Consider the following 24282-nt stretch of genomic DNA (forward strand, 5'->3'; position numbering starts at 1 on the left):
TGGACAATGTCGGTCGTCCATCCCTGCCTACCGGTGATCGGACAGGGACACAACCTCTCAACCGACGCCGAACGGCTTCGGTTCGATCGCCGGGCAGGTGGCGTCCGCCGCCGGCAGGGTCAGGTCGGTGAGGTAACGGTCCACGGCGGCGCTCACGCAGTCGCTGTGGCTGTACGCGACGTGCCCCCAGCCCTGGTAGGTGAGCAGCCGGGCGGACGGGCCGAGCTGGCGGGCCACCCGCTGCGCCCAGGGGTAGGCGGTGGCCGGGTCGTACCGGGCGTTGACCAGCAGCACCGGCCCGGCCGCGGCCGGGATCGGGCGCTGCGGGTTGACCGGGGCCTCCCGGCGGCCGAGACAGCCGGAGACGGCGGTCAGCGCGAGCGGGGAGGCGCGCATCTGCGGGGCGCGGGCGGCCATCGCCCGCAGCTTGTCCCGGAACCCGCCGAAGCCGCCGGCCGGCAGCGCCCAGTCCTGGCAGATGACCGCCGGGAAGCTGTGCGGGGTGAGATCCTCGGCCCGGCTCCGGGCGGCCCGGGCCACCGGGGTGGCGGCCGGCTCGTACGCCTCCTTGAGGTAGTACGCGAACGAGTACCACTGCGGGTCGTAGAACGCGCTGAACGCCGCCGACACCAGATCCCAGGCGCTGAGCCGGTCCGGCGGGTCGTACGGGCTGATCAGCTTCCCGGCCGCCGCCCGCTTCATCAGCTCGGCCCAGATCGCCTTGATGTCGCGGCCGCGCAGCACACACCGGCTGTCCCGGGCGCACCACGCCACGAACTGGTCGAACGCGTTCTGCACCGCCTCCGCGGTCTGGGTCAGGAACGCGTCCACCCCGGCGCTGTGGTCCATCACGCTGTCCAGCACCAGGGCCCGCAGCCGGTCCGGGTAGCGCTCGGCGTAGAGCTGCCCGATCAGGGTTCCGTAGGACGCGCCGTAGAAGCTGACCCGCGGCTCGCCGAGAGCGATCCGGACCGCCTCCATGTCCCGGACCACACTGAGCGTGTCCGCGTGGTCGTAGATCAGGCCGCTGCGGCCGGCGCAGTCCGCGGCCAGGCGCCGGTTGTGGTCCTCGGCGCGGCGGAACTGGTCCTCGGTGGTGAACAGCGGCTCGGGTTTCGCGTCGACCAGGTCCTGATCGCACAGGATCGGGGCGCTGCGGCCGACACCGCGCGGGTCGATGCCGACGATGTCGAACCGGCGGCGCACCTCGGAGTGGAAGAACTCGTGGTCGAGAGCCATGTTGAGAGCCGAGACACCGGGGCCGCCCGGGTTGACCATCAGGACGCCGAGGCGGGCCTTCGGGTCGGTGGCGGGGCTCCGGGCCAGATGCAGGTCGAAGTGCTCGCCGAGCGGGGCGGTCCAGTCGACCGGGACGCTCATCGTGCCGCACTGGACCTTGTCGTCCTCGGGGCAGGGCTTCCAGCGGATCGGGCCGGCGGCGGCCTCGTGGCGCAGGACCCGGGGCGGCGTGCCCAGAGCCCGGTCGGCCAGGGCCGGTTGTGGCGCGTACCCGAGAAGGGTCGTACAGGTGAAGATCGCGGCCATGACCGGCCGTGCCAGAGCTCGCATCGGCCTCATCTTGGGCCGCCTTCACCGGAAGAATCCGGTGAACGGTGGCATTTTCCGCATTTAGGTCACATGACGGTATGTGAGGGTCGCCGTGGCGCCGTTGCCACGGCGACCCTCCCCCGGCCCGTCAGCGGCCCGGGGGCAATGCGGAGATGGCGGACGCGTACTGCGCGATCTGGCGTTTGTTCGGCACCACGCCGTACACCCGCAGCTGGTCCTGGATCTCCAGTTTGATGTCGTCCTCCGGGCGGCCGCGATGGGTCTGCATCACCTGGTTGACGACGTGGTCGACACGTAGTTGCATCTGCCAGCCCACCGGGCGGCGGGAGGCGCCGCCGGTGAGGCCGCTGAGAGCGGTGAGGGGGTTCATGCCCGCCCCATCGGTCGCGTGAGGGCCCGAGTTGACGATTCGCGGGCCCTCGGCACCACCATCGCTACTCAGGCGCACCCGGCCGGACCTCAGCGTCCTCCTCCGGCGGCTCGGGCGGCGGGTTCAGCCGCAGCCAGAGCAGCATCAGCAGGCCGAGGGCGAGCATGCCCAGGCCCATCCAGAGATTGATGCGTACGCCCTGCGCCTTCTCCAGTTCGGCGGAGTCGTCGAAGAAGCCGATCAGGGTGACGATCACGCCGTACACCACGAACAGGCCGCCGATCACCCGCCGCACGTCGAACAGCCGCGCGAGTTTGCGCTGCGCCATCAGTCAGCTCCTCACCGGACGGGGATGTCCAGACATCATTCGGCCCCTCACCAGACGGGGATGTACAGAAGGAAGGCAAGGACCACGGCGATCACACCGAGCAGCACCGGGTTGCGCCACCACACCCGGTCCGCGACCAGGGCGTCGCCCGAGCCGTAGACCAGCCCGCGCAGTTCCTCGTCGGTCTTGCGCGGAGTGAACGGGGTGATGATCGCGGCCACCACGACCGCCGTCACGAACGCCAGGCCCGCGCCCCAGAAGCTCTGCTCCAGGTCCGAGTTGAACTTCAGCACCTCGGTCAGGTGCAGGATGTAGAGCGTGAACGCGGCCAGGAAGCCGAGGAACAGCGACCAGAACCCGGCCCACGCCGACATCCGCTTCCAGAACATGCCGACGATGAAGGTGGCGAACAGCGGCGCGTTGAACAGCGAGAACAGCGCCTGGATGTAGTTCATGATGTTGTCGAACCCGGCCGCGATGAACGCCGTGCCGATACCGACGATGATCCCGGCGACCGTGGCGATCCGGCCCACCCGCACGTAGTAGGCGTCGTCGCGGTCCTTGCGGATGTAGGTCTGCCAGATGTCATAGGTGAAGACGGTGTTGAAGCCGCTCACGTTCGCCGCCATGCCGGCCATGAACGACGCCACCAGACCGGTCACCGCCACCCCGAGCACACCGTTCGGCAGCAGGTCGCGCATCAGCAGCGGGATCGCGTTGTTGTAGGTCATGTCGCCGTCCGGAGCACCCAGACCCTGCACGGTGACCAGGGCGATCAGGCCCGGGATCACGGTGACGGCCGGGATCAGCAGCTTCGGGAAGGCGCCGATGATCGGGGTGCGCCGGGCCGCGCTCATGTCCTTGGCGCTCAGGGCCCGCTGCACCTCGGCGAAGTTCGTGGTCCAGTACCCGAACGACAGCACGAAGCCGAGGCCGAAGACGATGCCGATCCAGCTCGCGCCGAGCGGGTTGTCGGTGCCGCCGGTGTCCGCCCAGGTGTGCAGGCCGGCCTCGCCGAGCGGGGTCTGCCGCACCTTCTCGAACAGGCCGTCGATGCCGCCGACCTTCACCAGGCCGATGATGGTGATCGGCAGCAGACCGGCCACGATCACGAAGAACTGCAGGACCTCGTTGTAGATCGCCGCCGACAGGCCGCCCAGGACGATGTAGGAGAGCACGATCACCGCGCCGACCACGATCGAGGTCCAGAGCTGCCAGCCGAGCAGGGCCTGCAGGATGAGGGCCAGGGCGTACAGGTTGACACCGGCGATCAGCACCTGCGCCACCGCGAAACTGACCGCGTTGAACAGGTGGGTCGGCCGGTTGAACCGCAGTCGGAGGAACTCGGGGACGCTGCGGACCTTGGAGCCGTAGTAGAACGGCATCATCACGATGCCGAGGAACACCATGGCCGGGATCGCGCCGATCCAGTAGTAGTGCAGGGTCATCAGGCCGTACTGGGCCCCGTTCGCGGCCATGCCGACGATCTCGAGGGCGCCCAGGTTGGCGGAGATGAAGGCCAGCCCGGTCACCCAGGCCGGCATCGAGCGCCCGGACAGGAAGAAGTCCGCGCTGCTCTTGATCGCCCGGCGGGCCGCGAATCCGACCCCGAGCACGGTGACGAAATAGATCGCCAGAATCAGATAGTCGACGAAACCCACGTCGAGCCGGAGTCCGGACACGGACCACCTCCTGCGAATGTGGCCCGCGTCCTACCCGGATCGAAGATTTTTCACACCCTTTTCACAGGGAGGCAATCGCCTCCGGCGTGACCTGGGTTATCGCATCGACGACGAGGGCGGCTCCGGCCAGCGCGTCCGGGGCCGGCGGATAGACGCCGTGCGGGACCGCGATCACGGTCAGACCGGCCGCGGCAGCCGACCGCAGACCGTTGCTGGAGTCCTCGACCGCGGCGCAGACCGCCGGCGTCAGGCCCAGTTTCGCGACCGCGGACAGATAGACGTCCGGCGCCGGCTTGCCGCGCGGCACCTCCTCGGTGGAGAGGGTGACCTCGAAGACGTCGGTCAGCCCGGCCGTCGCCAGCACCTGGTCGATCAGGATCCGCGCCGACGAGCTGGCCAGGGCCAGCCGGTACCGCTCGGCGAGCGCGCGGACCGTCGCCACCGAGCCGTCGATCAGCGGCAGCGCCTGCCGGTACCGCTCCGCCATCCGGCCGAGCACGTCCGCGGCGACCTGCTCGGCGGTCCGCGGCACACCCACCTCGTCGGCCAGGTGCGCCGACCACTCGCCGGTGCTCATGCCCATCATCCGGTCCTGGCTGTCCGGCAGGAACTCGCGGCCGTGCTCGGCCACATAGCCGCGCCGCACCTCCTCCCAGACCTCCTCGGTGTCGATGATCACGCCGTCCAGATCGAAGACGATCGCCTCAATGTGCTTCACAGCGATCACCCTACCCCGCACCGATCCGTACGCAGGGTGATCACCGTCCCCGGTTCGGTCCGGGCAGGTGATCAGCATCAGCCGATAGGCCGGGGTGCCGGGAGGTTGCTGGCCGGTAGCTTCGGGCGCAGCAACGCCGCCGAACCGGGGAGCCGTTCCTGATGCCAGTTCCGAATCGACCCGGACGACGCCCGCAGTCACCGTCCGTGAGTGTGGTTGTCGTCGGCGCCGTCGGGGTGGTCCCACCGGCAGCCGAGGTGATCGTGGTGACCGGGCCGGGTGACGAGCCCGGCGCCGCCCTGCCACCGGGCGCCCGGGTGGTCCGGCAGACCCGCTCCGGCGCGGGCAACGCCCTCGCCTGCGGGGTGGCTGCGGCGACCGGCGACATCATCGTCACCCTGCCCGCCGCCCACGACCCCGCCGACGTCCCGCGGCTGGTGACGGCTCTGCGCCGCGGCGCCGACATGGCCGAGGCGGTCCCGGTGAAACGGTACGGCGATCTGATCCTGCTCTGGTTCATGAGCGTGCTGCTCGGCTGCCGCCCGGCCCACCCCGGCCCGGGTTACCGGGCGTTCTGGCGTGACGAGGCGGCCCGGCTCGGCCTGCCCCGCGTCGCCGGCACCGAACCCGCCCCCGGCGACGGGGCGGACGGCGACACCCTGATCACCGTCCGGGCCCGGACGGCGGGCCTGACCGTCGCCGAGGTCCCGGTCGTCTCGCCCCGCCGCGGCGGCGTCCCGCTGCTCACCGGCCTGGGTGCGGTGATCAGCGAGTACCGCCGGCGGCGCCGGGACGGCCGGCCCGTACCCGCGCCGGAGAGCATCGTGGTGATGACCGGCGGCCCCCTGCCGGACCGGCATCCCGCCGCCGATCACGGCCCGCGCCGCTGGCCGCCGGTGAACGAACCGGCCGCCGCCCGGCTCGACCTGCCGAACAGCTCCGGCCTCGGGTACCCGGACCGGCGGCAGCGTGAGCGCCGCGGCCCGGACCGCCGCACCGACACCGGGCCCGACCGCCGGGGCTCCGGGCTGCAGAGCGGCGATCACCTGAACCGGCGGCGCTGGCGGGACAACCGCGGCATGCCGGACAACGGGCGGCCCCGCACCCAGGGGCGCCCCGACCTCCGGGTGATCAACGGCGAGGGCGGCGGCTCCGGCGGCTCCCGGGGCCACCTCCGCCCCCTGTGACCCCCCTTGGGCTGGTCGTCAGTGCTGTCTCACCGGTCGTGAGACAGCACTGAGAGCCGGCCGGGGTTCTCAGGAACGGGAACGCAGCTGGGGCAGGATCTGCTCGGAGTAGAGCCGCAGGAAGCGCTCCTGGTCCGGGCCGGGCGCGTGGAAGACCAGGTGCTTGAAGCCCATGTCCAGGTATTCCGCGACCTTGGCGGCGTGCTCGGCCGGGTCGGACGAGACGATCCACCGGGTCGCGGTCCGCTCGACCGAGAGGGCGTCGGCGAGCCGCTGCATCTCGATCGGGTCCTCGACGCCGGTCTTCTCCTCCGGCGACAGCGCGAGCGCGCCCCAGTAGTGGGTGTCGTTGCGGGCGCGCTCGATGTCGTCGTCGAACGACACCTTGACCTCGATCAGCAGATCCAGGTCGTCGATCTTGCGACCGGCCTTCTCGGCGCCCTCGGTCACGGCCGGCAGGAGGGTGTCGGTGTAGAGCTCGTGGCCCTTGCCGCTGGTGGTGATGAACCCGTCGGCGATCCGGCCGGCCAGCCGGGTCGCGGCCGGGCCGGAGGCGCCGATGTAGATCGGGACCGGCTGCTCGGGCTTGTCGTAGATGGTGGCGTTCTCAGTGGAGTAGAACTGCCCCTCGTGGGTGACCCGGTCCTCGGCCCAGAGCTGCTTGATCAGCAGCACCGCCTCCTTGAGCCGGGCGAACCGCTCCTTGCCGTCCGGCCACCGGGTGCCGAGCAGCACCTCGTTCAGCGACTCGCCGGAGCCGACGCCGAGGATGGCGCGACCCGGCGCGAGGCAGCCGAGGGTCGCGAACGCCTGCGCGACGACGGCGGGGTGGTAGCGGAAGGTCGGCGTCAGCACGCTGGTGCCGATCAGCACCTTCTCGGTACGCGCGGCGAGCGCCCCCAGCCACGGCAACGCGGCCGGAGCGTGACCGCCGTCATGCCGCCACGGTTGCAGGTGATCGCTGACGAAGACCGAGTCGAAGCCCAGCTCCTCCGCCAGAATGCCGTATTTGAGCAGCTCAGCCGGCGCGAACTGCTCGGCCGACGCCTTGTACCCGAACCGAATCATGACCGAAGCCTAGCCCGCGTCCCGGTACGCCTTACCCGCCTCGGTGGGGCTGTCTCCGTCACGGTAGAGCCCGAAATCCACGCTGTCGCCGACCGCCGGCAGCCCGAACCAGGCGTACCGCTCGACGTGGGCCCGCTTCTCCAGGCCGGCGGTGGCGCCCTTGATGAACCGGACCTTCTCGGCGTCGCTCGGGTACTTCGGCGAACCCCCGAAGTCGATCAGGCCGAACTCGGTGATCCAGATCGGTTTGCCGTACCGCTCATGGACGGCGTCGACGTAGCCGAGGAACTGGTTCACGGCGGCGGCGCTGAAATCGGAGCCGTACCAGTGCAGGGCGATCGCGTCGACCCGTGCCCCGCGAGCCGCGGCCCCGGCCATGAACCGGTCCAGCCAGCCGCCCGGGGTGTCCCCGCCGAAGGCGACGGCCGGGCTGACCAGCCGCATCCCGGTGGCCTCCAGTCTCGGCCAGGCGGCCAGGGCGGCCTCGACGGTCATGTTCGACTGCTCGGCGAGGTCCGGCTCGTTGAACCCGAGCAGCACGTCGCCCTCGGTCCTGACCTGCTTCAGGGTGGCGTCGTCGACGTCGGCGGCGCCCCAGATCATCGGCACGAACTCGACACCCGCCGGTCCCGGCACCTCGTCGTCGTTCGGCGCCCAGCCGTAGTACCAGGCCGCGCCGACGTCCTTCAGCGCCGCCTTCGCGCCGGCGAACCTCCAGACCGCGGCGCCCTTCTTCGCCGAGCGGGTGGCGGCGGGCGGGGTGGCGGCGCGGCTCGCCGGCGGCGAGACCGTCGCCCGGCGCGAGGGCGGGACGGACGGCGGCACGGAGGGTGGCACGGACCGGGCGGGCGCCCGCGAGGGGATCACCGCGGTCGGCGAGGGTTGCGGCGCGACGACGGCCGCGGCGCCGGCCGGCGGCTCCGCCGTCTCGCGGTACGACATGACGACCGCTCCCGCGCCGGCGACCGCGGCCGTGGCGATCGCGGCGGCCAGCACCTTCCAGCCGGCTGTCGCCCCGGCCCCGGCGCCGCTGGGAACGGCCGGCGCGGTGGTGGCGGCGCCGGTGGCCGTACCCGGAAGGGTCGGGAACTTCCAGAAGGCCGCGCCCGGTGGCAGCGGGACCAGCGCCATCCCGGCCAGCAGCCGTTCCGCCTCGACCATGTCCTGCCAGACCGGGGCGCAGTCGCGGCAGTCGCGGGTGTGCCGGGCGATGCGCTTGCGCCAGAGCGCACCGGGCTGCCCGTCCCAGCCGGTGAGCAGCGCGGCCAACTGGGGGCACCGCGGCGCCCGCAGCGCCCGGACCACCGCGCGGGCCGTCTCCAGCTGGGCCTTCATCCGCTGGACGCGGACCGCGGCGTGCTGGCGGCCGAGGCCTGTCGCGTCGACGATCTCGTCTCGGGTGAGCTCGCCGGACGCCTCCAGCCACCAGAGCGCGAGCAGCTCCCGGTTCTCCTCGTCCAGCCAGCGGGTCGCCTCGGCGGTCTCCCGGCGCTGACCGCTGAGCTCCAGGCGGGTGATGGCCAGATCGGTGAAGTCGGCGCCGGGGTCGCGCAGATCGAAGTCCAGCGGCGCCGCCGGGGGCCGCCCGCGGAACCGCTCCCGCACCTGCCGCACCGTGATCGCCACCAGCCAGGACCGGAAGGCCGCCGGATCGCGCAGCTCACCGAGGTTGCGCAGGACTCGGAGCATGACCTCCTGGACCACGTCGTCGACGTCGGCGTGCCCTTCCAGAGCCCGGCCGACGATCGTGTAGACCAGCGGCAGGTAACCGGCCACCAGCCGGTCGATCGCCACCGGATCGCCGGCGCGGGCCGCCGCCACGGTCGCGGTGCCGGGTTGTTCCACCATGTCGCCGAGCCTCCTTCGCCTCGCGGATGTCCGCGCTGGAAGGGAGACGGACCGCGGGGACATGGATAACACGAAACGGGGACACGATCACCCGGTCGCGGTTAGCCGAACGATGGATCGGGCACAGGATCGGCATGCGCATGTCGGTCCGGCTGAATCTGCCCCTCGAGGTGGACAGCGTGCCCGCCGTGCGACGGCTGTTGCGATGTGCCCTGACGATCCTGCGAGTGGACCGTCAGGCCGGCACTGATCTGGAGATCGCCCTCACCGAGGCGTGCGCCAACGTGGTGAAGCACGCCGCCGGTGCGGAGAAGTTCGAGGTTCGCCTCGACGTCGCCGAGGACCGCTGTTCCATCGACGTGGTGGACGACGGGGCCGGTTTCGACCCCGACGGCGGGACGTCCCCCGAGGCCACCAGCGAACGGGGACGCGGACTCTTCCTGATCAGGGCGCTGGGCGAGAACGTGCGCATGCATTCCAGCCCTCGTACCGGGAGCCTGATCCATTTCGAGAAGTCGTTCGCCTGAGGGTGTTCGCGCCGGTGTGGCCCCAGGGGGTCCGCACCGGCGCGAATTGCTTGCCGTATAACAAATGTCTGCGGAGGTCGTCGTTCGCGAGAGGAGTCCGTCATGTCCGATCAACCGGCGCCCCTCGGCTCCCTGCTGCGAGCCACACCACCCGACCGGCTGCCCGAAGCCGCCGCGGACCATCTGCGCCGCCACTACGCCGCCGAGTTGGTCGAGGTCCTCGTGCCCGATCTGACCGGCACCCGGCTGCGCCCGTTGCTCGGCCACGGACCGGACATCCCCGAATCGCCGGTGATGCGGTGCTTCGCCAGCCAGCGGCCCGACACCGCCCGCCACCCGGCCGGCCCGGTCCGGCTCAACCTGCCGCTGACCTGCTGGGGTGAACGGCTCGGCGTCCTCCACCTGGCCCTGCCCGCCGCACCCGATGGCGACCAGGCCGAACGGCTCGCCGCCGACGTCGACGACCTGGCCACCGCGCTGCGGGCGGCCACCGGCACCACCGACCGGTACCGGCGGGCCCAGCGGCGGGCCCGGCTCACCATGGCCGCCGAGCTGCAATGGGAACTGCTGCCCGGCCGCTCGCTCGGCGACGACCGGTTCCTGATCGCCGGGCAGCTCGAGCCGGCGTACGCCGTGCACGGCGACCACTTCGACTGGGCCCTCGACGGCGACCGGCTGACCATCACCGTGCTCAACGGCCACGGCGACGGCCTCGAAGCCGCGATCCTGACCTCGCTGGCCGTCAACGCCATGCGCAACGCCCGCCGCTGCGGCGCCGACATCGTGGAACAGGCCGAGCTCGCCTCCGACGCCGTCCACTCCCGGTACGGCGGAGCCGCCCACGCCGCCACCCTGCTCCTGGAGGTCGACCTGGTCGGCGGCGGGGTGGCCGCGGTCGACGCCGGCTCCCCGCACTGCCTGCTGGCCCGCGGCGGCGACACCGAGCGCGTGCCCCTGGAACAGCAGCTGCCGCTCGGCATGTTCGGCGAGGCGCACTACGAGATCCAGCGTTTCCAGCTCGAGCCCGGCGACCGGATGCTGGTGGTCAGCGACGGCGTGCACACCGCCACCCCGCCCGGCCGCCCGGCCTACGGCGAGTCCGCCCTGTTCACGGCTCTGCGCCGGACGCGGCTGCAGCCCGCCACCGAGGCGGTGGGTACCGTGATGCGGGGCCTTCGCGAATATCACGCCGGCGCCGAGCCGGAGGACGACGCGGTCATGGTCTGCCTGGATTGGCGGCGGTGAGTTTGAAACGCCACGGTTCGGGTAAGCGTTCAGGTTCACGGGTCCGCCTCTGGCGATGACGACGGGGAAACGGGATGGATCGCGCCACCGAAGTCGCCGCGGCTGTCGAGTCGTCGGTCGAGTCGCTGGTGGCCGTCCTCGAACGGGCCCGCGTCGCTCAGCAGCCGGCCATCCCGCCCGCGCAGCTGCGGGTGCTGACGATCGTCGCCGCCAACCGGCACACCAACATGAGCCGCCTGGCCGAGGCGCTCGACGTGGTCCCGTCGTCGGCGAGCCGCCTCTGTGACCGCCTGGAGGCCACCGGCCTGCTGCGCCGGGTCGCCGACCCGCGGGACCGCCGCGAGGTGCGGCTGCTGCTCACCCCGGCCTCCCGGCGGCTGCTGACCGACCTGCGGGAGCGGCGGCAGGCCGCGCTCTCCGAGGTCCTGGAGCGGATGCCGGCCGCCGCTCGGCAGGACCTGCTGCGCGCCCTGCAGGCGTTCGAGGCCGCCACCGGCGCGACCGAGGAGACCGGCCGCCAGACCGCGTGAGTAGGCTCGGCTCGTGCGCATCGGCATCGTGATTCTTCCTGACCAGCGGTGGGCCGACGCGAGCCGGCGGTGGCGGCTCGCCGAGGAGTACGGCTTCGACCACGCCTGGACCTACGACCACCTGGGCTGGCGGGACCTGATCACCGGCCCCTGGTTCGACGCGGTGCCGACCCTGACCGCGGCCGCGACCGTCACCTCCCGGATCCGGCTGGGCACCTACGTCGCCTCGCCCAACTTCCGTCACCCGGTGCACTTCGCCCGTGAGGCCACCGCCCTGGACGACATCTCCGGTGGCCGGCTGATCCTCGGGCTGGGCGCCGGCGGCATCGGTTTCGACTCCGCCGTGCTCGGGCAGCCGGAGCTGACCCCGCGCCGGCGGGTGGACCGGTTCGCCGAGTTCCTCGAGCTGTTCGACACGATCCTGCGGCAGCCGTCCACCACCTGGTCCGGTGAGTGGTTCTCGGCCGTCGACGCCCGTAGCATCCCGGGGCCGGTCCAGCAGCCGCGGCCACCGTTCGTGGTGGCGGCGAACGGTCCGCGGGCCCTGCGGCTGGCCGCGCGGTACGGCGACGGCTGGGTGACCACCGGGCCGCAGGCGGAGACCGCGGACGAGTGGTGGCGGGCGGTGACGGAGATCCGGGACCGGTTCGAGACGACGCTGGCGGACGCCGGGCGGCCGCTCGACTCGATCGATCGTTACCTGAATCTGGACTCGTCGCCGGTGTTCTCGATGAGCAGCGTCGGCGCCTTCACCGACGCCGTCGGCCGTGCCCGGGAACTGGGCTTCACCGATGTGATCACGCACTGGCCGCGCGAGTCGAGCTGGTACGCCGGGGACGAGAAAGTGTTGACCGAGGTCGCGGCGGAACTGCCGCGCCTTCGTTGAGTCTTCGGTAAAGGCCCTTTACGGCCAATTCGACGGCGTGGTTTACCGACGGTTATCGGCCGCACGACAGAGCGGGATCAACCCGCTGTCGGCGGCCGGTGCCCACCGCACCGGTGACCATGCACCGCCCACGGTGAGCAAACCGCGTGAATCAGCGGCCGTGCGCCGCCCGGTAGGCGTTGCTGACCTCCTGCGGAATGCGGCCCCGCTCGGAGATTTTGTGCCCGTTACGGATCGCCCACTCGCGGATCAGTCGGTTCTCGTCACGCGAGCCTGCGGTCCGGGCCGGCGCCGCCGCCCGCGACGGGATGCGTCCCGACGTGGTGCGGCCGAGACGGGTCCCGGCGCTGATGAACGGGTCCAGAGCCTTGCGCAGCTTTCCGGCGTTGGACTCGGAGAGGTCGATCGTGTAGCTGACACCGTCGAGGCTGAACTCGACCGTCCGATCCGCCTTCTGGCCGTCCAGATCGTCGATCAGGGTGGTGATTACCTGCCGCGCCATAACGACTCCCGAGAAGAATGATTCCGCCGCGCCCAGTGATGCCTATTCACGACGGCGGAGGCCGTGGTCGACCGACGAGGTCGCGAATAAGCCTCAGTCTCGCGCGCGACCGGTCCGCGGCGCAACTCCCGCCCGCGATCCGGCAATTCTTTCGCTCCTTGTTATCGGAATGGAACCAGGGGAATTGCAGCCCCAATCCCGGAAAGCCCGGTTGACCGCGACCCGGCCTCTCACGTTAGGGTCGGCGCCATGCGGGACGAACAGGCCGCCTGGCGCGAGCAACAGCGACACGCCGTGGCCGTGCGAGCCGCCGCTCTGGAGGCGGACCGGGCAGCGGAGGCACGCCGGGCCGAGGCGCTGCTCGACGACTTCGTGCGCCGCGCCGCCGAGCGTGGGCTGGCGCCGCACACGCTCTCCGCGCGCAGCCTCGACGGCCGCTCGACCTACCGCACCAACGTCCGCGGGTGGTACCTGAAGTCCGACCGTTCGGTGGCCGTCGGCGAGGACGGGGAGTATTACGTGCTCACCGTCGCCCCGTCGCTGCGCGCCCGGTTCGCCGGCGCCGACCTGTCGCCCAGCACGGCCCGGATGATCGTCGGCGCGGGCGGCGGCGACGGCGACCCGATCCCGCTGCAGACCCTCTTGGAACGCCGTCTGACCGCCGGAGACCGCTGGCCGTGAAAGCGCTCGTGGCCGCCCTGGCCGTCACCGTCCTCACCGGTTCCTTGCTGACCACCCCCGCGCAGGCCGCGCAGGCCGCGCAGGCCGCGCAGGCCGCCGCCGAGATCCCCTGCCCGAAGCCGCCGGTCGTCAAGCCCAGCATGCCGCCCCGGCCGGTCCCGCCCGCCGACGTCGCCGAGGACATGGCGCTCGGCGGCGCGCGACTGGCCACCCACGGCCTGGTCGTCCCGGACGGCAGTCCCGCGCCGCCCGCGCTCACCGCGACCACCTGGATGGTCTCCGACCTGGACACCGGCGAGGTCCTCGGCGCCTGCGGCCCGCACGTGCACCAGACCCCGGCCAGCGTGCAGAAGATGCTGCTGGCCGCGACGGCGATCGAGAAGCTCGACCCGGCGCAGAAGGTGACGATCACCGAGGGCGACCTGAGGATCGAGCCGAACAGCTCGGCGGTCGGTGTCGTGGTCGGCGGCACCTACCCGGTGTCCACGCTCTGGCTGGGCCTGCTGCTGAACTCGGGCAACGACGCGGCGAACGCCCTGGCCCGCACCGCCGGTGGCGGCGGCCCGGACGGGCAGGCGAAGACGGTGGCGGCGATGAACGACCTGGCGGCCTCGCTCGGCGCCCGGCAGACGCACGCGGTCACCCCGTCCGGGCTGGACGGCAAGGGCCAGTTCACCAGCGCGTACGATCTGGCGCTCATCGCCCGGGTGTGCTTCGCCAGCGACGACTTCCGCCGGTACGCGCTGACCCGGATCGGGCAGATGCCCGCCCAGACCCGGCCGAAGAAGGTCGGCGGCTTCCAGTTCCAGAACGAGAACAAGCTGATCTACAACTACCCCGGCGCGCTGGGCGGCAAGACCGGGTTCACCACCCTGGCCCGGCACAGCTACGTGGGCGCGGCCACCCGCAACGGCCGGACCCTGGTCGCCACCCTGCTCGGCGCCGAGGCGCGCCCGCTGCGCGGCTGGCAGCAGGGCGCCGCGCTGCTCGACTGGGGTTTCTCGCTGCCGGCCGGCTCGTCGGTCGGCAAGCTGGTCACCCCGGCGGAGGTGGCCGCGGCCGCCTCCGCCGAGGCCGTGGAGAGGACGCCGTCGGGCGCGGCCGCGCCGGCCCAGGCCGAACCGGCACATCCCGGTGGCCCGACCGGGTTCACCGTGGCCGCGGCGGTGGCGGTCGCGGGGATCCTGACCGCCACACCGCTGCTCCTGCTGCTGACCCAGCGCCGCCGGCGGCGCCGCCTGGAATCCGGTGTGTGACGGTCGGCCGCTGTTCGCGTCCTGACTCGGCACACTCGGCGTTCGGGCCGGCCCCGCCAGGCCCGGCGCGGCGAAGGCTCAGGCGAAGGCCAGTCCGAACAGCCAGGTCACCGCGATCATCAGGGCGGCGGCCAGTTCCACCAGCAGGGACAGCCCGACCGCGGCGATCGCCGAGCGGGTCGACGGCCAGGCGCGCTCCATGCCCAGACGGTTCAGCTCCACCAGCCACACGCCCAGCACGAAGCCGAGCACCAGGCCGACGATCGGCACCACGAAGAACCCGATCAGGCCGAGCACCCCGCCGAGCAGCAGCGCCGACGTGGGCACGGTGCTCTTCAGCTTCTTGCCCGGCCACAGGAACTTGATCACCAGTCCGGCGCCGGCGAGCACCGTGGCCAACACCGCGACGAAGGTCCGCGCGCCGCCGGAACCCTCCCCGAGGATCGCCCAGAGCAGCGCGCCCGCCCAGGTCAGCAGCAGTCCGGGAAGCACCGGCACCAGCACCCCCACCACCCCGGTCAGGATCACCAGGCCGGAGATGACGGTGACGGTCGTACCGGTGTCGCTCAGGTCCATGCGGCACACCTTGCCGCACCTCCCGAGAACCCTCAACCGGAACCCGTGCCCGCCGATGGAAGGCCATCGCGAAGAGCGCCGGGTTGAAGCAACCCGTCCGCAACTGTCCGTCACCGGAGCCTGCACCCTGCGCACCGGAAAGTTTCTCTTGTCAGCCGGTGCCACCAGCCAGGGCGCCGACGAGCAACCGGGGGAAACAGATGACGAGCACCGTGACGACCGCTGCCGACAACCTCTTCGACACCGCTTCCGCCACTGCCGTGCTCTCCACCGCGGAGCAGGAGGAACTGATCCGCACGCACATGCCGCTCGTCGGTCACCTGGTGCGGGACATGCTGAGCCGCATCCCCAACCACATCCACCGCGACGACCTGACCAGCGCCGGCCTGCACGCCCTGGTCACCGCGGCGCGCGGCTGGGACCCGCAGCGCGGCGTCCCGTTCAACCGGTTCGCCGGCACCCGGATCCGCGGCGCGCTCCTCGACGAGCTGCGCGCGCTGGACTGGGCGACCCGCTCGGTGCGGTCCAAGGCCCGCAACACCGACACCACCCGTCAGGCGCTCACCACCTCGCTGGGCCGTACGCCCACCCCGGAGGAGCTGGCCCAGGCCCTCGGCACCACCACCACCGACCTGCACCAGACCGACACCGACGTGCAGCGCGCCACCGTCCTGTCACTGCAGGGCTTCACCACCAGCAGCGCCGACGACCTGGTGACCGAGCGCGAGCCCGGCCCGGAGGAGATGCTGCTGCGCCGCGAGCAGATCGGCTACCTGCACCACGCGATCGGCTCGCTGCCGGAGCGCCTGCAGACCGTCGTCACCGAGTACTTCCTGCACGAGCGCCCGATGGCGGACATCGCCGCGGACCTCGGCGTCACCGAGTCGCGGGTGTCGCAGCTGCGCGCCGAGGCGCTGTCGCTGCTCAAGGACGGCCTCAACACGCACCTCAACCCGGAGATGGCCCCGGTCCCGGACAACCCGGAGAGCATCACCGCCCGTCGCCGTGCCAACTACTACGCCAACATCGCCAGCAACACGACGATGCGCACCCGTCTCTCGCTGACCAACGCGCACGGCCACACCTCGATCGGCCGCGGCAACATGCCGTTCGTGGCCGCCTGATCCATCCGGGCCCGGCGCTCTCCCAGCGCCGGGCCCACCCCTTTTCAAGACCTTTCCCCGGTACGGGCCACGCACAGCCGCCGTGACTCGCGGCGGCTGCGCCAGGCGTTCCCTCCCGGCCGTCCCCCGGTGCCACTCATGCATGCCCGTCCGGATCACCCCCGGCCGGCCGTCGGCTCTACCCGAGGGAGGACAGGACCTTCGGCAGGTCGGCGGTGTGCAGAACGCCCAGCCGGCGGGTCGCCCGGGTGACCGCCACGTAGAGGTCGGACAGCCCGCGCGGCGACTCGGCGATGATCTCGTCCGGGGCGACCACCAGCACCGAGTCGAACTCCAGGCCCTTCGCCTGCCGGACGGTCATCAGGACCACATGGTTGAGCAGGTCGGGCTGCTCCCCCACGGCCGCGCCGGGAACCGCGGCGACCAGCTCGGCACCGAGGGCCGGCTCCAGGCTCTCCGGCACGAGCACACCGAGACGGCCCTCCTCGATCAGGGCGGCCTCCTTGCGTACCTCGGCGATGAGCTCCTCGGCGACAGCCGGCGGATCCACCCGGCGCGCCCACGGGGCCACGCCGGACGACCGCACCGACCGCGGCGGCCGCAGCGCCGGATCGACCGCGGCCAGCACGTCCGCCGCGACCGCCATCACCTCTGCCGGGGTGCGGTAGTTCACGCTCAGCTCGACCAGCCGCCAGCGCTGCGCCACCCACGGCTCGAAGACCTGCTCCCAGGTGGTGGTGCCGGCCAGCTCGGAGGTCTGCGCGACGTCACCGACCGCGGTCACCGACCGGCTCGGGCAGCGGCGCATCAGCAGCCGCCAGGCCATCGGCGACAGCTCCTGCGCCTCGTCGACGATCACATGGCCGAACACCCAGGTCCGGTCGGCGGCGGCCCGCTCGGCCGCGGTCCGGGTGTCGATCACCTCGTGCCGCTCGACGAAGGCGCCCGCGTCGACCACGTCCAGGGCGGACAGCACCTCGTCACGTTCGGCGCCCTCGTCCTCGAAGTCCAGCGAGCGGGAACCCTCGACGATCTCCAGGACGCCCTCGGCGTACTCGATCGCGGCTCTCCTCTGCTTCTGCTTCTCGCGGACCGCGAGCGTGTCGTCGACGCCGAGCAGTTCGGCGAGCTCGTCCAGGAGCGGCACGTCGGCCGGGGTCCAGCCGGCCGACCGGTCCCGCAGCAGCGTCCGCGGCAGTCCCGCCGACTCCAGCCGGTCGGCGTCGCTGAGCAGGTCCCGCAAGACCTGGCGCGGGGTGAGCACCGGCCAGAAGTCGAACAGCACCTGCTGCACGTCGATGTCCTCGCGCAGTTCCCGCCGGGTCTCGGCGAGATCCGCCTCGGAGAGCAGGTTCTCCCCGCCGAGCGGGTCCGCGCCGATCCGCTCGGCGATCTGCCGCGACAGCTGATGGATGGCCTCGGTCACGAAGATCTGCCGGGCCACGTTGTGCGGTTTCTCCGACCGGCGGGCCGCGGTCCGTGCCGCCAGCAGCACCTCCCGCTCGATGCGCAGCGGGTAGCCGTCGTGGTCGACCTCGACGAAGTCGTCCGGCAGCGTCTGCCGGTCGGCGACCGCGTTCTCCAGCGCGTCGAGCATGCCCAGACCGCCCTTGAACGCGGCGACCGCCGGCGGCTCGGTGGCGTGCGCACGCACCCCGGGGAACATGTCGCCGAGGGTGGCCAGCAGCACCCCGGTCTCCGCCAGCGATGGCAGAACCTGGGAGATGTACCGCAGGAAGGTCGTGTTCGGGCCGAGGATCAGCACACCGGTACGGGTCAACTGCTCGCGGTACGTGTACAGCAGGTACGCCGCCCGGTGCAGCGCCACCGCGGTCTTGCCGGTGCCCGGCCCGCCCTGGACCACCAGCACGCCGGGCAGCCCGGACCGGATCACCTCGTCCTGCTCGGCCTGGATGGTCTCGACGATGTCGCGCATCCGGCCGGTCCGGTTGGCGGTCAGCGCCGACAGCAGCGCCGCCTCCCCGGTCACGTCCTCCCGGCCGGTGCCGTCGCCGGCCTCGATGTCCAGGGTCTCGTCGTCGATGCCGGTGAGCACCCGGCCCCGGGTGCGCAGGTGCCGGCGCCGGGTCACGCCCTCCGGGCTGACCGCGGTGGCCAGGTAGAAGGGCCGCGCGGCGGGGGCCCGCCAGTCCACCAGAAGAGGGTCGGAGTCCCGGTCCTCGGCGAACAGCCCGATCCGGCCGATGTAGCGGGGATTGCCGGCGGAGAAGTCCAGCCGGCCGAAGCAGAGCCCGTTCTCCACGGAGTTGAACTGGGCCAATTGCTCGGCATAGTGGGCGCGGGTGGCCTCCCGCTGGGTGCGGCCCTGCGGGGTGCCGCCGGCTTCGAGGAGGATGCCGCGCAGGCGGCTGTCGGCCTGCTCACGCAATTGATCCAGTCGCTGGTAGAGCGTGGTCAAGTACGCCTGCTCGGAATCGATCTCGGCGCTCGAGCTTGACAAAGTCGCCCCTTTTCGTGCTATCATTCCGGCGTTCTGCAGCCATTCATATGGCTGCTTTTTTGTTTGCCGGAAAGCATTCGGCAAACGACCAGAATAGCCCAGCGGCGACGGGTTACGGCCGCGGGCACAAGTGTCCGGAAGCCGTCTCGACACGCCGGGGCCGTTACGCCCGCCCGGCGCGGCTCATTAACCGAGACATGGACACACGCCACCCGATTCGCCGTCTGACCGCACTGACGCTCGCCGCTGCCGCCACCCTCGCCTTCGCGGGCGCCTGCTCCGAGGAGACCCCGGAACCGGCCGGCGACGCCGCCGCGGCCGCCGGCGCAGGCCCCGAGCAGCAGACCCTGGAAGGCGCCAAGCAGGCCGCCCAGACGGTGTTCGACCGGTTCAGCGGCGGCGACTTCGCCGGCGCGTGGGAGATGTACACCTCGGCCGGCAAGCAGTCGATCAGCAAGGCCGACTACGTGAAGCTGAACACCGTCTGCTCCCGCAAGGGCCTGGCGATCCAGCTCACCAGCGCCCGGATGGAGGGCACCGACAAGGCCGTGGTGATCGCGAAGCAGCTGGTCGCGGCCCAGTCGTACACCATGGTCTACGAGAACGGCGCCTGGAAGCTGGAGCCGGCCAAGGAGGGCCTGGCCCTCTACAAGATGGGCGCCGACAAGGCGATCGCCGCCCAGAAGAAGGCCGGCACCTGCGCCAACGCGTGAGTGTGGAAAGGCCCGCCGCGAACCGCGGCGGGCCCCTCACCACCGGGGAAGTCTCAGGCCGCCACCACCGGCAGGCCGTCCGGGCCGGTCATCGCCAGCCGGGTACGCAGGGTCCCCCGGCTCGCGATCTTGTCGTAGTACGCGGCCCGGCGCCGGGCCACACAGCCCTCCTTCGGCGGGTTCTGCGCCGCCAGGGCCGGGTCCAGGTGGGCGTTCATCCCGTCCCGGAGCAGGACCAGCGCCTCGGCACGCAGCTGCGACACCCGCGACTCGCTGACGCCCAGATCGGCGGCGATCCGCGACATCGGCCGCTCGTCGAAGAAGTAGCCCTGCACCACCACGCGCAGCCGCTCCGGCAGCGCGTCCACGGCGTGCCGCAGATAGCCGAACCGCTCCCGGCGCAACAGCATCTCCTCCGGGCCGGCGCCCGGCTCGGTGACGATGTCGTCGGCCGTCGCGGTCGCGAAGCCCTGGAGGCTGAAGACGGTCGCGCGGTGCACGTCGTCCGCGCTGTTCTCGATGTCCTCGACCGAACAGCCGAGCTTGTCCGCGATCTCCTGCACGGTCGGCGTCCGGCCCAGCTCGGCCATCAGCTCCTCACGGGCCGCGTCGGTGCGCCGCGCCCGCTGCCGTACCGACCGACTCGCCCAGTCCAGGCCGCGCAGCTCGTCGAGCAGGGCGCCGCGGACCCGGGCCGCGGCGAACCGGGGGAAGGGCACACCGCGCTCCGGGTCGAACCCCCGGGCCGCCGCCACCAGCGCGGCGTACCCGGCCGACAACAGATCGTCACGGTTGACGTGTGAGGGAACCCGGGCCAGCATCTCGCGGACCAGGTGCCCGACGAGCGGCATGTTCGCCCGGACGATGTCCTCGCCACGCCGCTCGGTGAAAGGTGCTTCACCGCTCATCAGGGGGTCTCCTCAATACCAGGCCGGGTGGGGTGTCCGGCGCTGATGAGAAAGATCCGGGGCGCTGAGTGCGGTGCGGTTCACCTTCGGGTGCAGGCCGGTAGCGGAGTGTTCCCGGCTAAAATGATCGAATCGGCCGCCGCGCGTCACCGCCGGGCCGGCCGACCTCAATCAATCGGGAGTTCCCACCTTCATGACGACCTTCACCGAGCTCGGCGTGCCCGCCGTCCTCACCACGGCACTCACCGGGCTCGGGATCACCGCCCCGTTCCCCATCCAGGCGGCCACCCTGCCCGACTCGCTGGCCGGCCGCGACGTGCTGGGACGGGGGCGCACCGGATCCGGCAAGACGTACGCGTTCGTGATCCCGCTGGTCGCCCGGCTGCTCGCCGCCAAGCGGAAAGCCCAGCCGAGCCGTCCACGCGCGCTGATCCTGGCGCCCACCCGCGAACTGGCCACCCAGATCGAGGCGACCCTGCGGCCCCTGGCCGACGCGGCCGGGCTGCGGACCCTCGTGGTCTTCGGCGGCGTCGGGCCGAACCCGCAGATCAAAGCCCTGAAAGCGGGTGTCGACGTGCTGGTGGCCTGCCCCGGCCGGCTCGACGACCACATCCGCAGCGGGCACGCCTCCCTCGACGCGATCGAGATCACCGTGCTCGACGAGGCCGACCACATGGCCGACCTCGGCTTCCTGCCGGTGGTGCGGCGGCTGATGTCGCAGACCCCGGCCGGCGGGCAGCGGCTGCTCTTCTCCGCCACCCTGGACAACGGGGTGGACGTGCTGGTGCAGAAATTCATGCGCAAGCCGGTCACGCACCACGTCGACTCGGCCGCGCAGGCGCCCGTCGAGATGGATCACCACGTGCTGCACGTCCGCGAGGACGACCGGCTCGGCATCCTCGTCGAGCTGCTGTCGGCACCCGGCCGGTCGGTGGTGTTCACCCGCACCAAGCGGCGTGCCAAGGTGCTGACCCGGCAGCTCAACACGGCCGGGGTGCCCGCCGTCGAGCTGCACGGCAACCTCGCGCAGAACGCCCGTAACCGCAACCTGTCGGCGTTCTCCGACGGGACCGCGGGCACCCTGGTCGCCACCGACATCGCCGCCCGCGGCATCCACGTGGACGACGTGACGCTGGTCATCCACGCCGACCCGCCGGTGGAGCACAAGGCGTACCTGCACCGCTCCGGCCGGACCGCCCGCGCCGGCGCCCGCGGCACGGTGATCACCCTGATGACCGACGAGCAGCAGGCCGACGTGCGCGACCTGGCCCGCAGAGCCGGCATCCGCCCGGTCACCACCCGCACCCGGCCGGGCGACGCGCTGCTCAGCCAGCTCGCCCCCGGCGAGCGCACGTTCGTGACGCCCGCTCCTCCGGCCCCGGCCTCGCGCCCGGCGGCCTCCTCCCGGCCGGCCTCCCCGGAGTCCCCGGGCGACGGCGGCGCGGGCGGCCGGTCCCGCCGGTCCCGCCGCGGGAGCGGCCGCGGCACCGGAGCGGCCGGCGCCTCCGCCGGTGTCTCCGGCACGGCCACGGCTTCGGCCCGGACTTCGGCCTCGGCCTCCGGCACGGCCGACGCCGGGGCTCGCCGCGGCGGGCGGGCACAGGGCGAGGGCCAGTCCGGTGGCGGGCAGGCTTCCGGCCGCGGGCGTGGAGCCGCCGGCCAGGGCCGCAATGCCGCACAGGGCCGCGCCTCCGGGCAGACGCGGGGTGCGGCTTCCAACCCCCGCTCCGGTACGCCGCAGCAGCGCGCCACCACGACCGGCAGCACCTCCGGGGGCGGCGGCGCGGCCGCCTTCTCCGCCCGGTCCGGCGGCCGCCGCTCCACCCGCTGACCGCTCGCTCCACCCCCGGCCGGCTCGCACCGCTGTCTCGGCACGCCCGAGACAGCACCCACGACCGGCCGAGGCCAACCCCGAACCGGCCGGCTCGCACGGCTGTCTCGGCACGGCTGAGACAGCCATGAGAGCCGGCCGGGGTCAACCGCGAACCGGCTGGCTCGCACGGCTGTCTCAGCACGCCAGAGACAGCCATGCGGACCAACCGGGGCCAACCGCGAACCGGCTGGCTCGCACGGCTGTCTCAGCACGGCTGAGACAGCACCCACGACCAGCCGCAGTCCAAACCGCAAGGCCGCGATCCGTCAGGCGGCAGGGACGTTGACCGCGATCTCCTCGCCGAGGCTGTAGCCCGGGCAGAGCTCCAGCTCGTCGCCGCTCCAGAAGCGGCCCGGGTCGTACCAGTTGGCCTTGCGGCCGCTCGGCAGCAGTCCCATGTCCTCGTAGGTCACCGCGACCACCTCGGCGCAGTACGCCTTCTCCAGCGTCGCGTCGCTGACCTCTCCCCGGCTCCAGGGCAGCCGGATCTGCGGCACCCGGCCGCGGGCCCACCGCCAGGCCAGCTGGGACGTCGACGGGAACGGCGTGCCGTCCAGGCGGGCGACCGTCTTGAGCGCCTTGTCCTCCATGGCGCGGTTGGCGCCGGGGTCGAGTTGCCGCAGCCAGCCGCGCTGACCGTAGCGCCGGGCCCAGACGGTGACCGCGTCGCGCAGATCGTGCAGCTGGACGCCGCGCTGGAAACTGCCGGACCACATGTCCGGAAGTGATTTCCCGAGTTCGGCGTGCCACATCAGCGGTGGCATGTCCTCGATGACGAGCGACATACCGACGTGGTTCACGGGGCTGTTGGTGAGGGTCTGGATCGCACGGTCCGGGCCGGAGCGGCCACGGAAGATCCAGATGTCGCCCGTACGGGTCAGGTCGATGGCCTCGTCGAGGCTGAGTTCTGCTCCCACGTGTCTATTCTCAGCTCATGCGGTGGTGGAAGATAGCGGGACTGGCGGGGCTGGCGGGAGTCGCGGCGACCGGGGCGGTGATCGCCCGGGCGGAGCGCAAGCGCCGTGCCTACACTCCGGAGGAGATCCGGAGCCGGCTGCACGAGCGGGTGGCCGACTCGGCCACCCGCCCGGAGCCCGACGAAGCCTAGTCCTTTTTGGTCACCAGGTCGGTGTCGCGCAGAAGCGACCAGAGACCGGCGCCGTCGGGGGCCGAGAACCAGGTCTTGCCACCGGACGGCACGACCTCGGCGGTCTCCGACGGGCCGGGGATGGCGCCGGCCAGCACCGCCTGGGCCGGGGAGAGCCGGCGGATCGCCACGGCCGCGACGTTGTCCGGATGCTCCCGGGCGAACTCGGAGTAGATCTCCTGGTCGTGCTGACCGTCGTCGCCGATGAGCAGCCACTTGACGTCCGGGAACTCCTCGGCGAGGCGGTGCAGCGACTTGCGCTTGTGTTCCTGGCCACTGCGGAACCAGCGGTCCGGCGTGGGACCCCAGTCGGTCAACAGGATCGGGCCCGCGGGGTAGAGGTGCCGGCTGAGGAAGCGGGTGAGGGCGGGCGCGACGTTCCACGCGCCGGTGGAGAGGTAGATGACCGGGGTGCCGGGGTTGGCGTGGACCAGCCGCTCGTAGAGGACCGCCATGCCGGGGACGGCGGCGCGGGCGTGCTCGTCGAGGACGAACGTGTTCCACGCGGCGAGCAGGGGCCGCGGCAGGGTGGTGACCATCACCGTGTCGTCGATGTCGGAGATCACCCCGAACTTCACCGACGGATCGATCACCCGGATCGGCGCCTCGATCGGGTCGGTGCCCTCGGTGGAGAGCCGCGCGCAGCCCCAGCCGGGATCCAGATCGCCCTTGACCAGGACGTCCAGGTAGCCGCTGCGGTCGGTGCGGGCCTCGGTGACGGTGCCGCCGAGCTCGACGCGCACCAGGGCGCTGCTCACCGGGGTGGTGGTGAAGCTGCGCCAGCCGCGGATCTTCTCCCGCTTCCGCCGGATCGGGCGGGGTGGCGCCAGCAGCACCCGGCCCATCACACGGGCCCAGCCGGGGGCGCCGTACCCGGTGTAGGCGGTGATGTACGGCTTCCAGCCGCGGCCGCGCAGACGCCGTTCGACGATCTCGTGCACGGCGTCCTCGATCAAGGCAGCCCGGTGGACCCGGACCATCGATGCGGATCCGGATCCTGCAGGGGTTACCGTCACCATCGCCTCCCTAGCGAAAGAGAACCGCCGCCGTGGCCCGGGAGCCAGGTTACCGGGCGGTCGTCAG

General features: G+C 72.1%; 23 protein-coding genes and 1 pseudogene. 11 read left to right on the forward strand and 13 right to left on the reverse strand.

Translation table 11 applies throughout. The features are described 5' to 3' along the window. Window positions 1–57 precede the first annotated feature (57 nt). The 5 genes from Aut01nite_RS08450 to Aut01nite_RS08470 form a co-directional block, all read right to left on the reverse strand. Window positions 58–1569: an alpha/beta hydrolase gene (locus tag Aut01nite_RS08450; protein ID WP_043526052.1), complete on the reverse strand. Its 1512-nt coding sequence runs from the start codon at window positions 1567–1569 to the stop codon at window positions 58–60. Between the two features lie 127 nt (window positions 1570–1696). Next, window positions 1697–1939, reverse strand: a complete 243-nt coding sequence (locus tag Aut01nite_RS08455; protein ID WP_043526054.1) for a hypothetical protein — start codon at window positions 1937–1939, stop codon at window positions 1697–1699. Window positions 1940–2003: 64 nt separating this feature from the next. Further along, window positions 2004–2267, reverse strand: a complete 264-nt coding sequence (locus tag Aut01nite_RS08460) for a hypothetical protein (RefSeq protein ID WP_052163847.1) — start codon at window positions 2265–2267, stop codon at window positions 2004–2006. A 47-nt stretch (window positions 2268–2314) separates the two neighbouring features. Continuing rightward, window positions 2315–3949 carry a sodium:solute symporter family protein gene (locus tag Aut01nite_RS08465; RefSeq protein ID WP_043526057.1) on the reverse strand — a complete coding sequence of 545 codons (1635 nt, stop codon included), beginning with the start codon at window positions 3947–3949 and terminating at the stop codon, window positions 2315–2317. A 61-nt stretch (window positions 3950–4010) separates the two neighbouring features. Next, window positions 4011–4667 (reverse strand): HAD family hydrolase, encoded by a 657-nt coding sequence (locus tag Aut01nite_RS08470; RefSeq protein WP_043526131.1) that lies wholly within the window; start codon window positions 4665–4667, stop codon window positions 4011–4013. Between the two features lie 206 nt (window positions 4668–4873). Here Aut01nite_RS08470 and Aut01nite_RS08475 point away from each other — a divergent pair, with 206 nt between their 5' ends. Next, window positions 4874–5854: a glycosyltransferase family 2 protein gene (locus tag Aut01nite_RS08475; protein WP_161790652.1), complete on the forward strand. Its 981-nt coding sequence runs from the start codon at window positions 4874–4876 to the stop codon at window positions 5852–5854. A gap of 69 nt (window positions 5855–5923) precedes the next feature. On the opposite strand, the gene fgd is transcribed toward Aut01nite_RS08475, so the two are convergent. Beyond that, entirely contained in the window at window positions 5924–6922 is a 999-nt protein-coding gene (fgd, locus tag Aut01nite_RS08480) for a glucose-6-phosphate dehydrogenase (coenzyme-F420) (protein ID WP_043526059.1), read from the reverse strand. A gap of 9 nt (window positions 6923–6931) precedes the next feature. Continuing rightward, window positions 6932–8770 carry a sigma-70 family RNA polymerase sigma factor gene (locus Aut01nite_RS08485; RefSeq protein ID WP_043526060.1) on the reverse strand — a complete coding sequence of 613 codons (1839 nt, stop codon included), beginning with the start codon at window positions 8768–8770 and terminating at the stop codon, window positions 6932–6934. 134 nt (window positions 8771–8904) lie between these two features. Between Aut01nite_RS08485 and Aut01nite_RS08490 the strand changes: the two genes are divergently transcribed. The 4 genes from Aut01nite_RS08490 to Aut01nite_RS08505 all read left to right on the forward strand — a co-directional run bounded on the left by Aut01nite_RS08490 (window position 8905) and on the right by Aut01nite_RS08505 (window position 11958). Next, the gene (locus Aut01nite_RS08490) at window positions 8905–9297 is read left to right on the forward strand and encodes an ATP-binding protein (RefSeq protein WP_043526061.1); all 393 of its coding nucleotides are present in this window, start codon (window positions 8905–8907) and stop codon (window positions 9295–9297) included. 102 nt (window positions 9298–9399) lie between these two features. Then, window positions 9400–10542, forward strand: coding sequence for a PP2C family protein-serine/threonine phosphatase (locus Aut01nite_RS08495; protein WP_043526063.1), 1143 nt, complete (start codon window positions 9400–9402; stop codon window positions 10540–10542). A gap of 74 nt (window positions 10543–10616) precedes the next feature. Next, entirely contained in the window at window positions 10617–11072 is a 456-nt protein-coding gene (locus tag Aut01nite_RS08500; RefSeq protein ID WP_043526065.1) for a MarR family winged helix-turn-helix transcriptional regulator, read from the forward strand. Window positions 11073–11085: 13 nt separating this feature from the next. Next, a complete protein-coding gene (locus Aut01nite_RS08505) occupies window positions 11086–11958 on the forward strand; it encodes an LLM class flavin-dependent oxidoreductase (protein ID WP_043526066.1) in 873 nt (290 codons plus the stop codon). 151 nt (window positions 11959–12109) lie between these two features. Here Aut01nite_RS08505 and Aut01nite_RS08510 read toward each other — a convergent pair whose 3' ends face one another. Next, window positions 12110–12460: a histone-like nucleoid-structuring protein Lsr2 gene (locus Aut01nite_RS08510; protein ID WP_043526068.1), complete on the reverse strand. Its 351-nt coding sequence runs from the start codon at window positions 12458–12460 to the stop codon at window positions 12110–12112. Window positions 12461–12709: 249 nt separating this feature from the next. Here Aut01nite_RS08510 and Aut01nite_RS08515 point away from each other — a divergent pair, with 249 nt between their 5' ends. After that, window positions 12710–13141, forward strand: a complete 432-nt coding sequence (locus Aut01nite_RS08515; RefSeq protein WP_043526135.1) for a hypothetical protein — start codon at window positions 12710–12712, stop codon at window positions 13139–13141. Beyond that, on the forward strand, window positions 13132–14397 hold the full coding sequence (locus Aut01nite_RS08520) for a D-alanyl-D-alanine carboxypeptidase family protein (RefSeq protein WP_043526137.1): 1266 nt from the start codon (window positions 13132–13134) through the stop codon (window positions 14395–14397). Before Aut01nite_RS08515 ends, Aut01nite_RS08520 begins: the two co-directional genes overlap by 10 nt. Before the next feature lie 78 nt (window positions 14398–14475). Here the strand turns inward: Aut01nite_RS08520 and Aut01nite_RS08525 are convergent, their stop codons facing one another. Beyond that, window positions 14476–14973, reverse strand: a complete 498-nt coding sequence (locus Aut01nite_RS08525) for a DUF456 domain-containing protein (RefSeq protein WP_043526069.1) — start codon at window positions 14971–14973, stop codon at window positions 14476–14478. 200 nt (window positions 14974–15173) lie between these two features. Between Aut01nite_RS08525 and Aut01nite_RS08530 the strand changes: the two genes are divergently transcribed. Beyond that, entirely contained in the window at window positions 15174–16097 is a 924-nt protein-coding gene (locus Aut01nite_RS08530) for a sigma-70 family RNA polymerase sigma factor (protein WP_043526071.1), read from the forward strand. Between the two features lie 178 nt (window positions 16098–16275). Here Aut01nite_RS08530 and Aut01nite_RS08535 read toward each other — a convergent pair whose 3' ends face one another. After that, the gene (locus Aut01nite_RS08535; RefSeq protein ID WP_052163850.1) at window positions 16276–18582 is read right to left on the reverse strand and encodes a HelD family protein; all 2307 of its coding nucleotides are present in this window, start codon (window positions 18580–18582) and stop codon (window positions 16276–16278) included. Window positions 18583–18755: 173 nt separating this feature from the next. Between Aut01nite_RS08535 and Aut01nite_RS08540 the strand changes: the two genes are divergently transcribed. After that, complete coding sequence (locus Aut01nite_RS08540; protein ID WP_043526073.1) at window positions 18756–19271, forward strand: hypothetical protein; 516 nt, start codon at window positions 18756–18758, stop codon at window positions 19269–19271. A gap of 53 nt (window positions 19272–19324) precedes the next feature. Here the strand turns inward: Aut01nite_RS08540 and Aut01nite_RS08545 are convergent, their stop codons facing one another. After that, complete coding sequence (locus Aut01nite_RS08545; protein WP_043526075.1) at window positions 19325–20179, reverse strand: sigma-70 family RNA polymerase sigma factor; 855 nt, start codon at window positions 20177–20179, stop codon at window positions 19325–19327. Between the two features lie 193 nt (window positions 20180–20372). On the opposite strand from Aut01nite_RS08545, the pseudogene Aut01nite_RS08550 reads away from it, so the two are divergent. Then, window positions 20373–21776, forward strand: a pseudogene (locus Aut01nite_RS08550) (DEAD/DEAH box helicase); the annotation flags it as partial. 542 nt (window positions 21777–22318) lie between these two features. On the opposite strand, the gene Aut01nite_RS08555 reads toward Aut01nite_RS08550, so the two are convergent. After that, window positions 22319–22969 (reverse strand): hypothetical protein, encoded by a 651-nt coding sequence (locus Aut01nite_RS08555; RefSeq protein WP_043526078.1) that lies wholly within the window; start codon window positions 22967–22969, stop codon window positions 22319–22321. Between the two features lie 17 nt (window positions 22970–22986). Here Aut01nite_RS08555 and Aut01nite_RS08560 point away from each other — a divergent pair, with 17 nt between their 5' ends. Beyond that, on the forward strand, window positions 22987–23160 hold the full coding sequence (locus tag Aut01nite_RS08560; protein WP_173476692.1) for a hypothetical protein: 174 nt from the start codon (window positions 22987–22989) through the stop codon (window positions 23158–23160). Here the strand turns inward: Aut01nite_RS08560 and Aut01nite_RS08565 are convergent. After that, window positions 23157–24218, reverse strand: coding sequence for an App1 family protein phosphatidate phosphatase (locus Aut01nite_RS08565; protein ID WP_043526080.1), 1062 nt, complete (start codon window positions 24216–24218; stop codon window positions 23157–23159). The genes Aut01nite_RS08560 and Aut01nite_RS08565 overlap by 4 nt on opposite strands. Between the last annotated feature and the right edge of the window lie 64 nt (window positions 24219–24282).

The organism is Actinoplanes utahensis, assembly GCF_016862455.1.
Taxonomy (GTDB): domain Bacteria; phylum Actinomycetota; class Actinomycetes; order Mycobacteriales; family Micromonosporaceae; genus Actinoplanes; species Actinoplanes utahensis.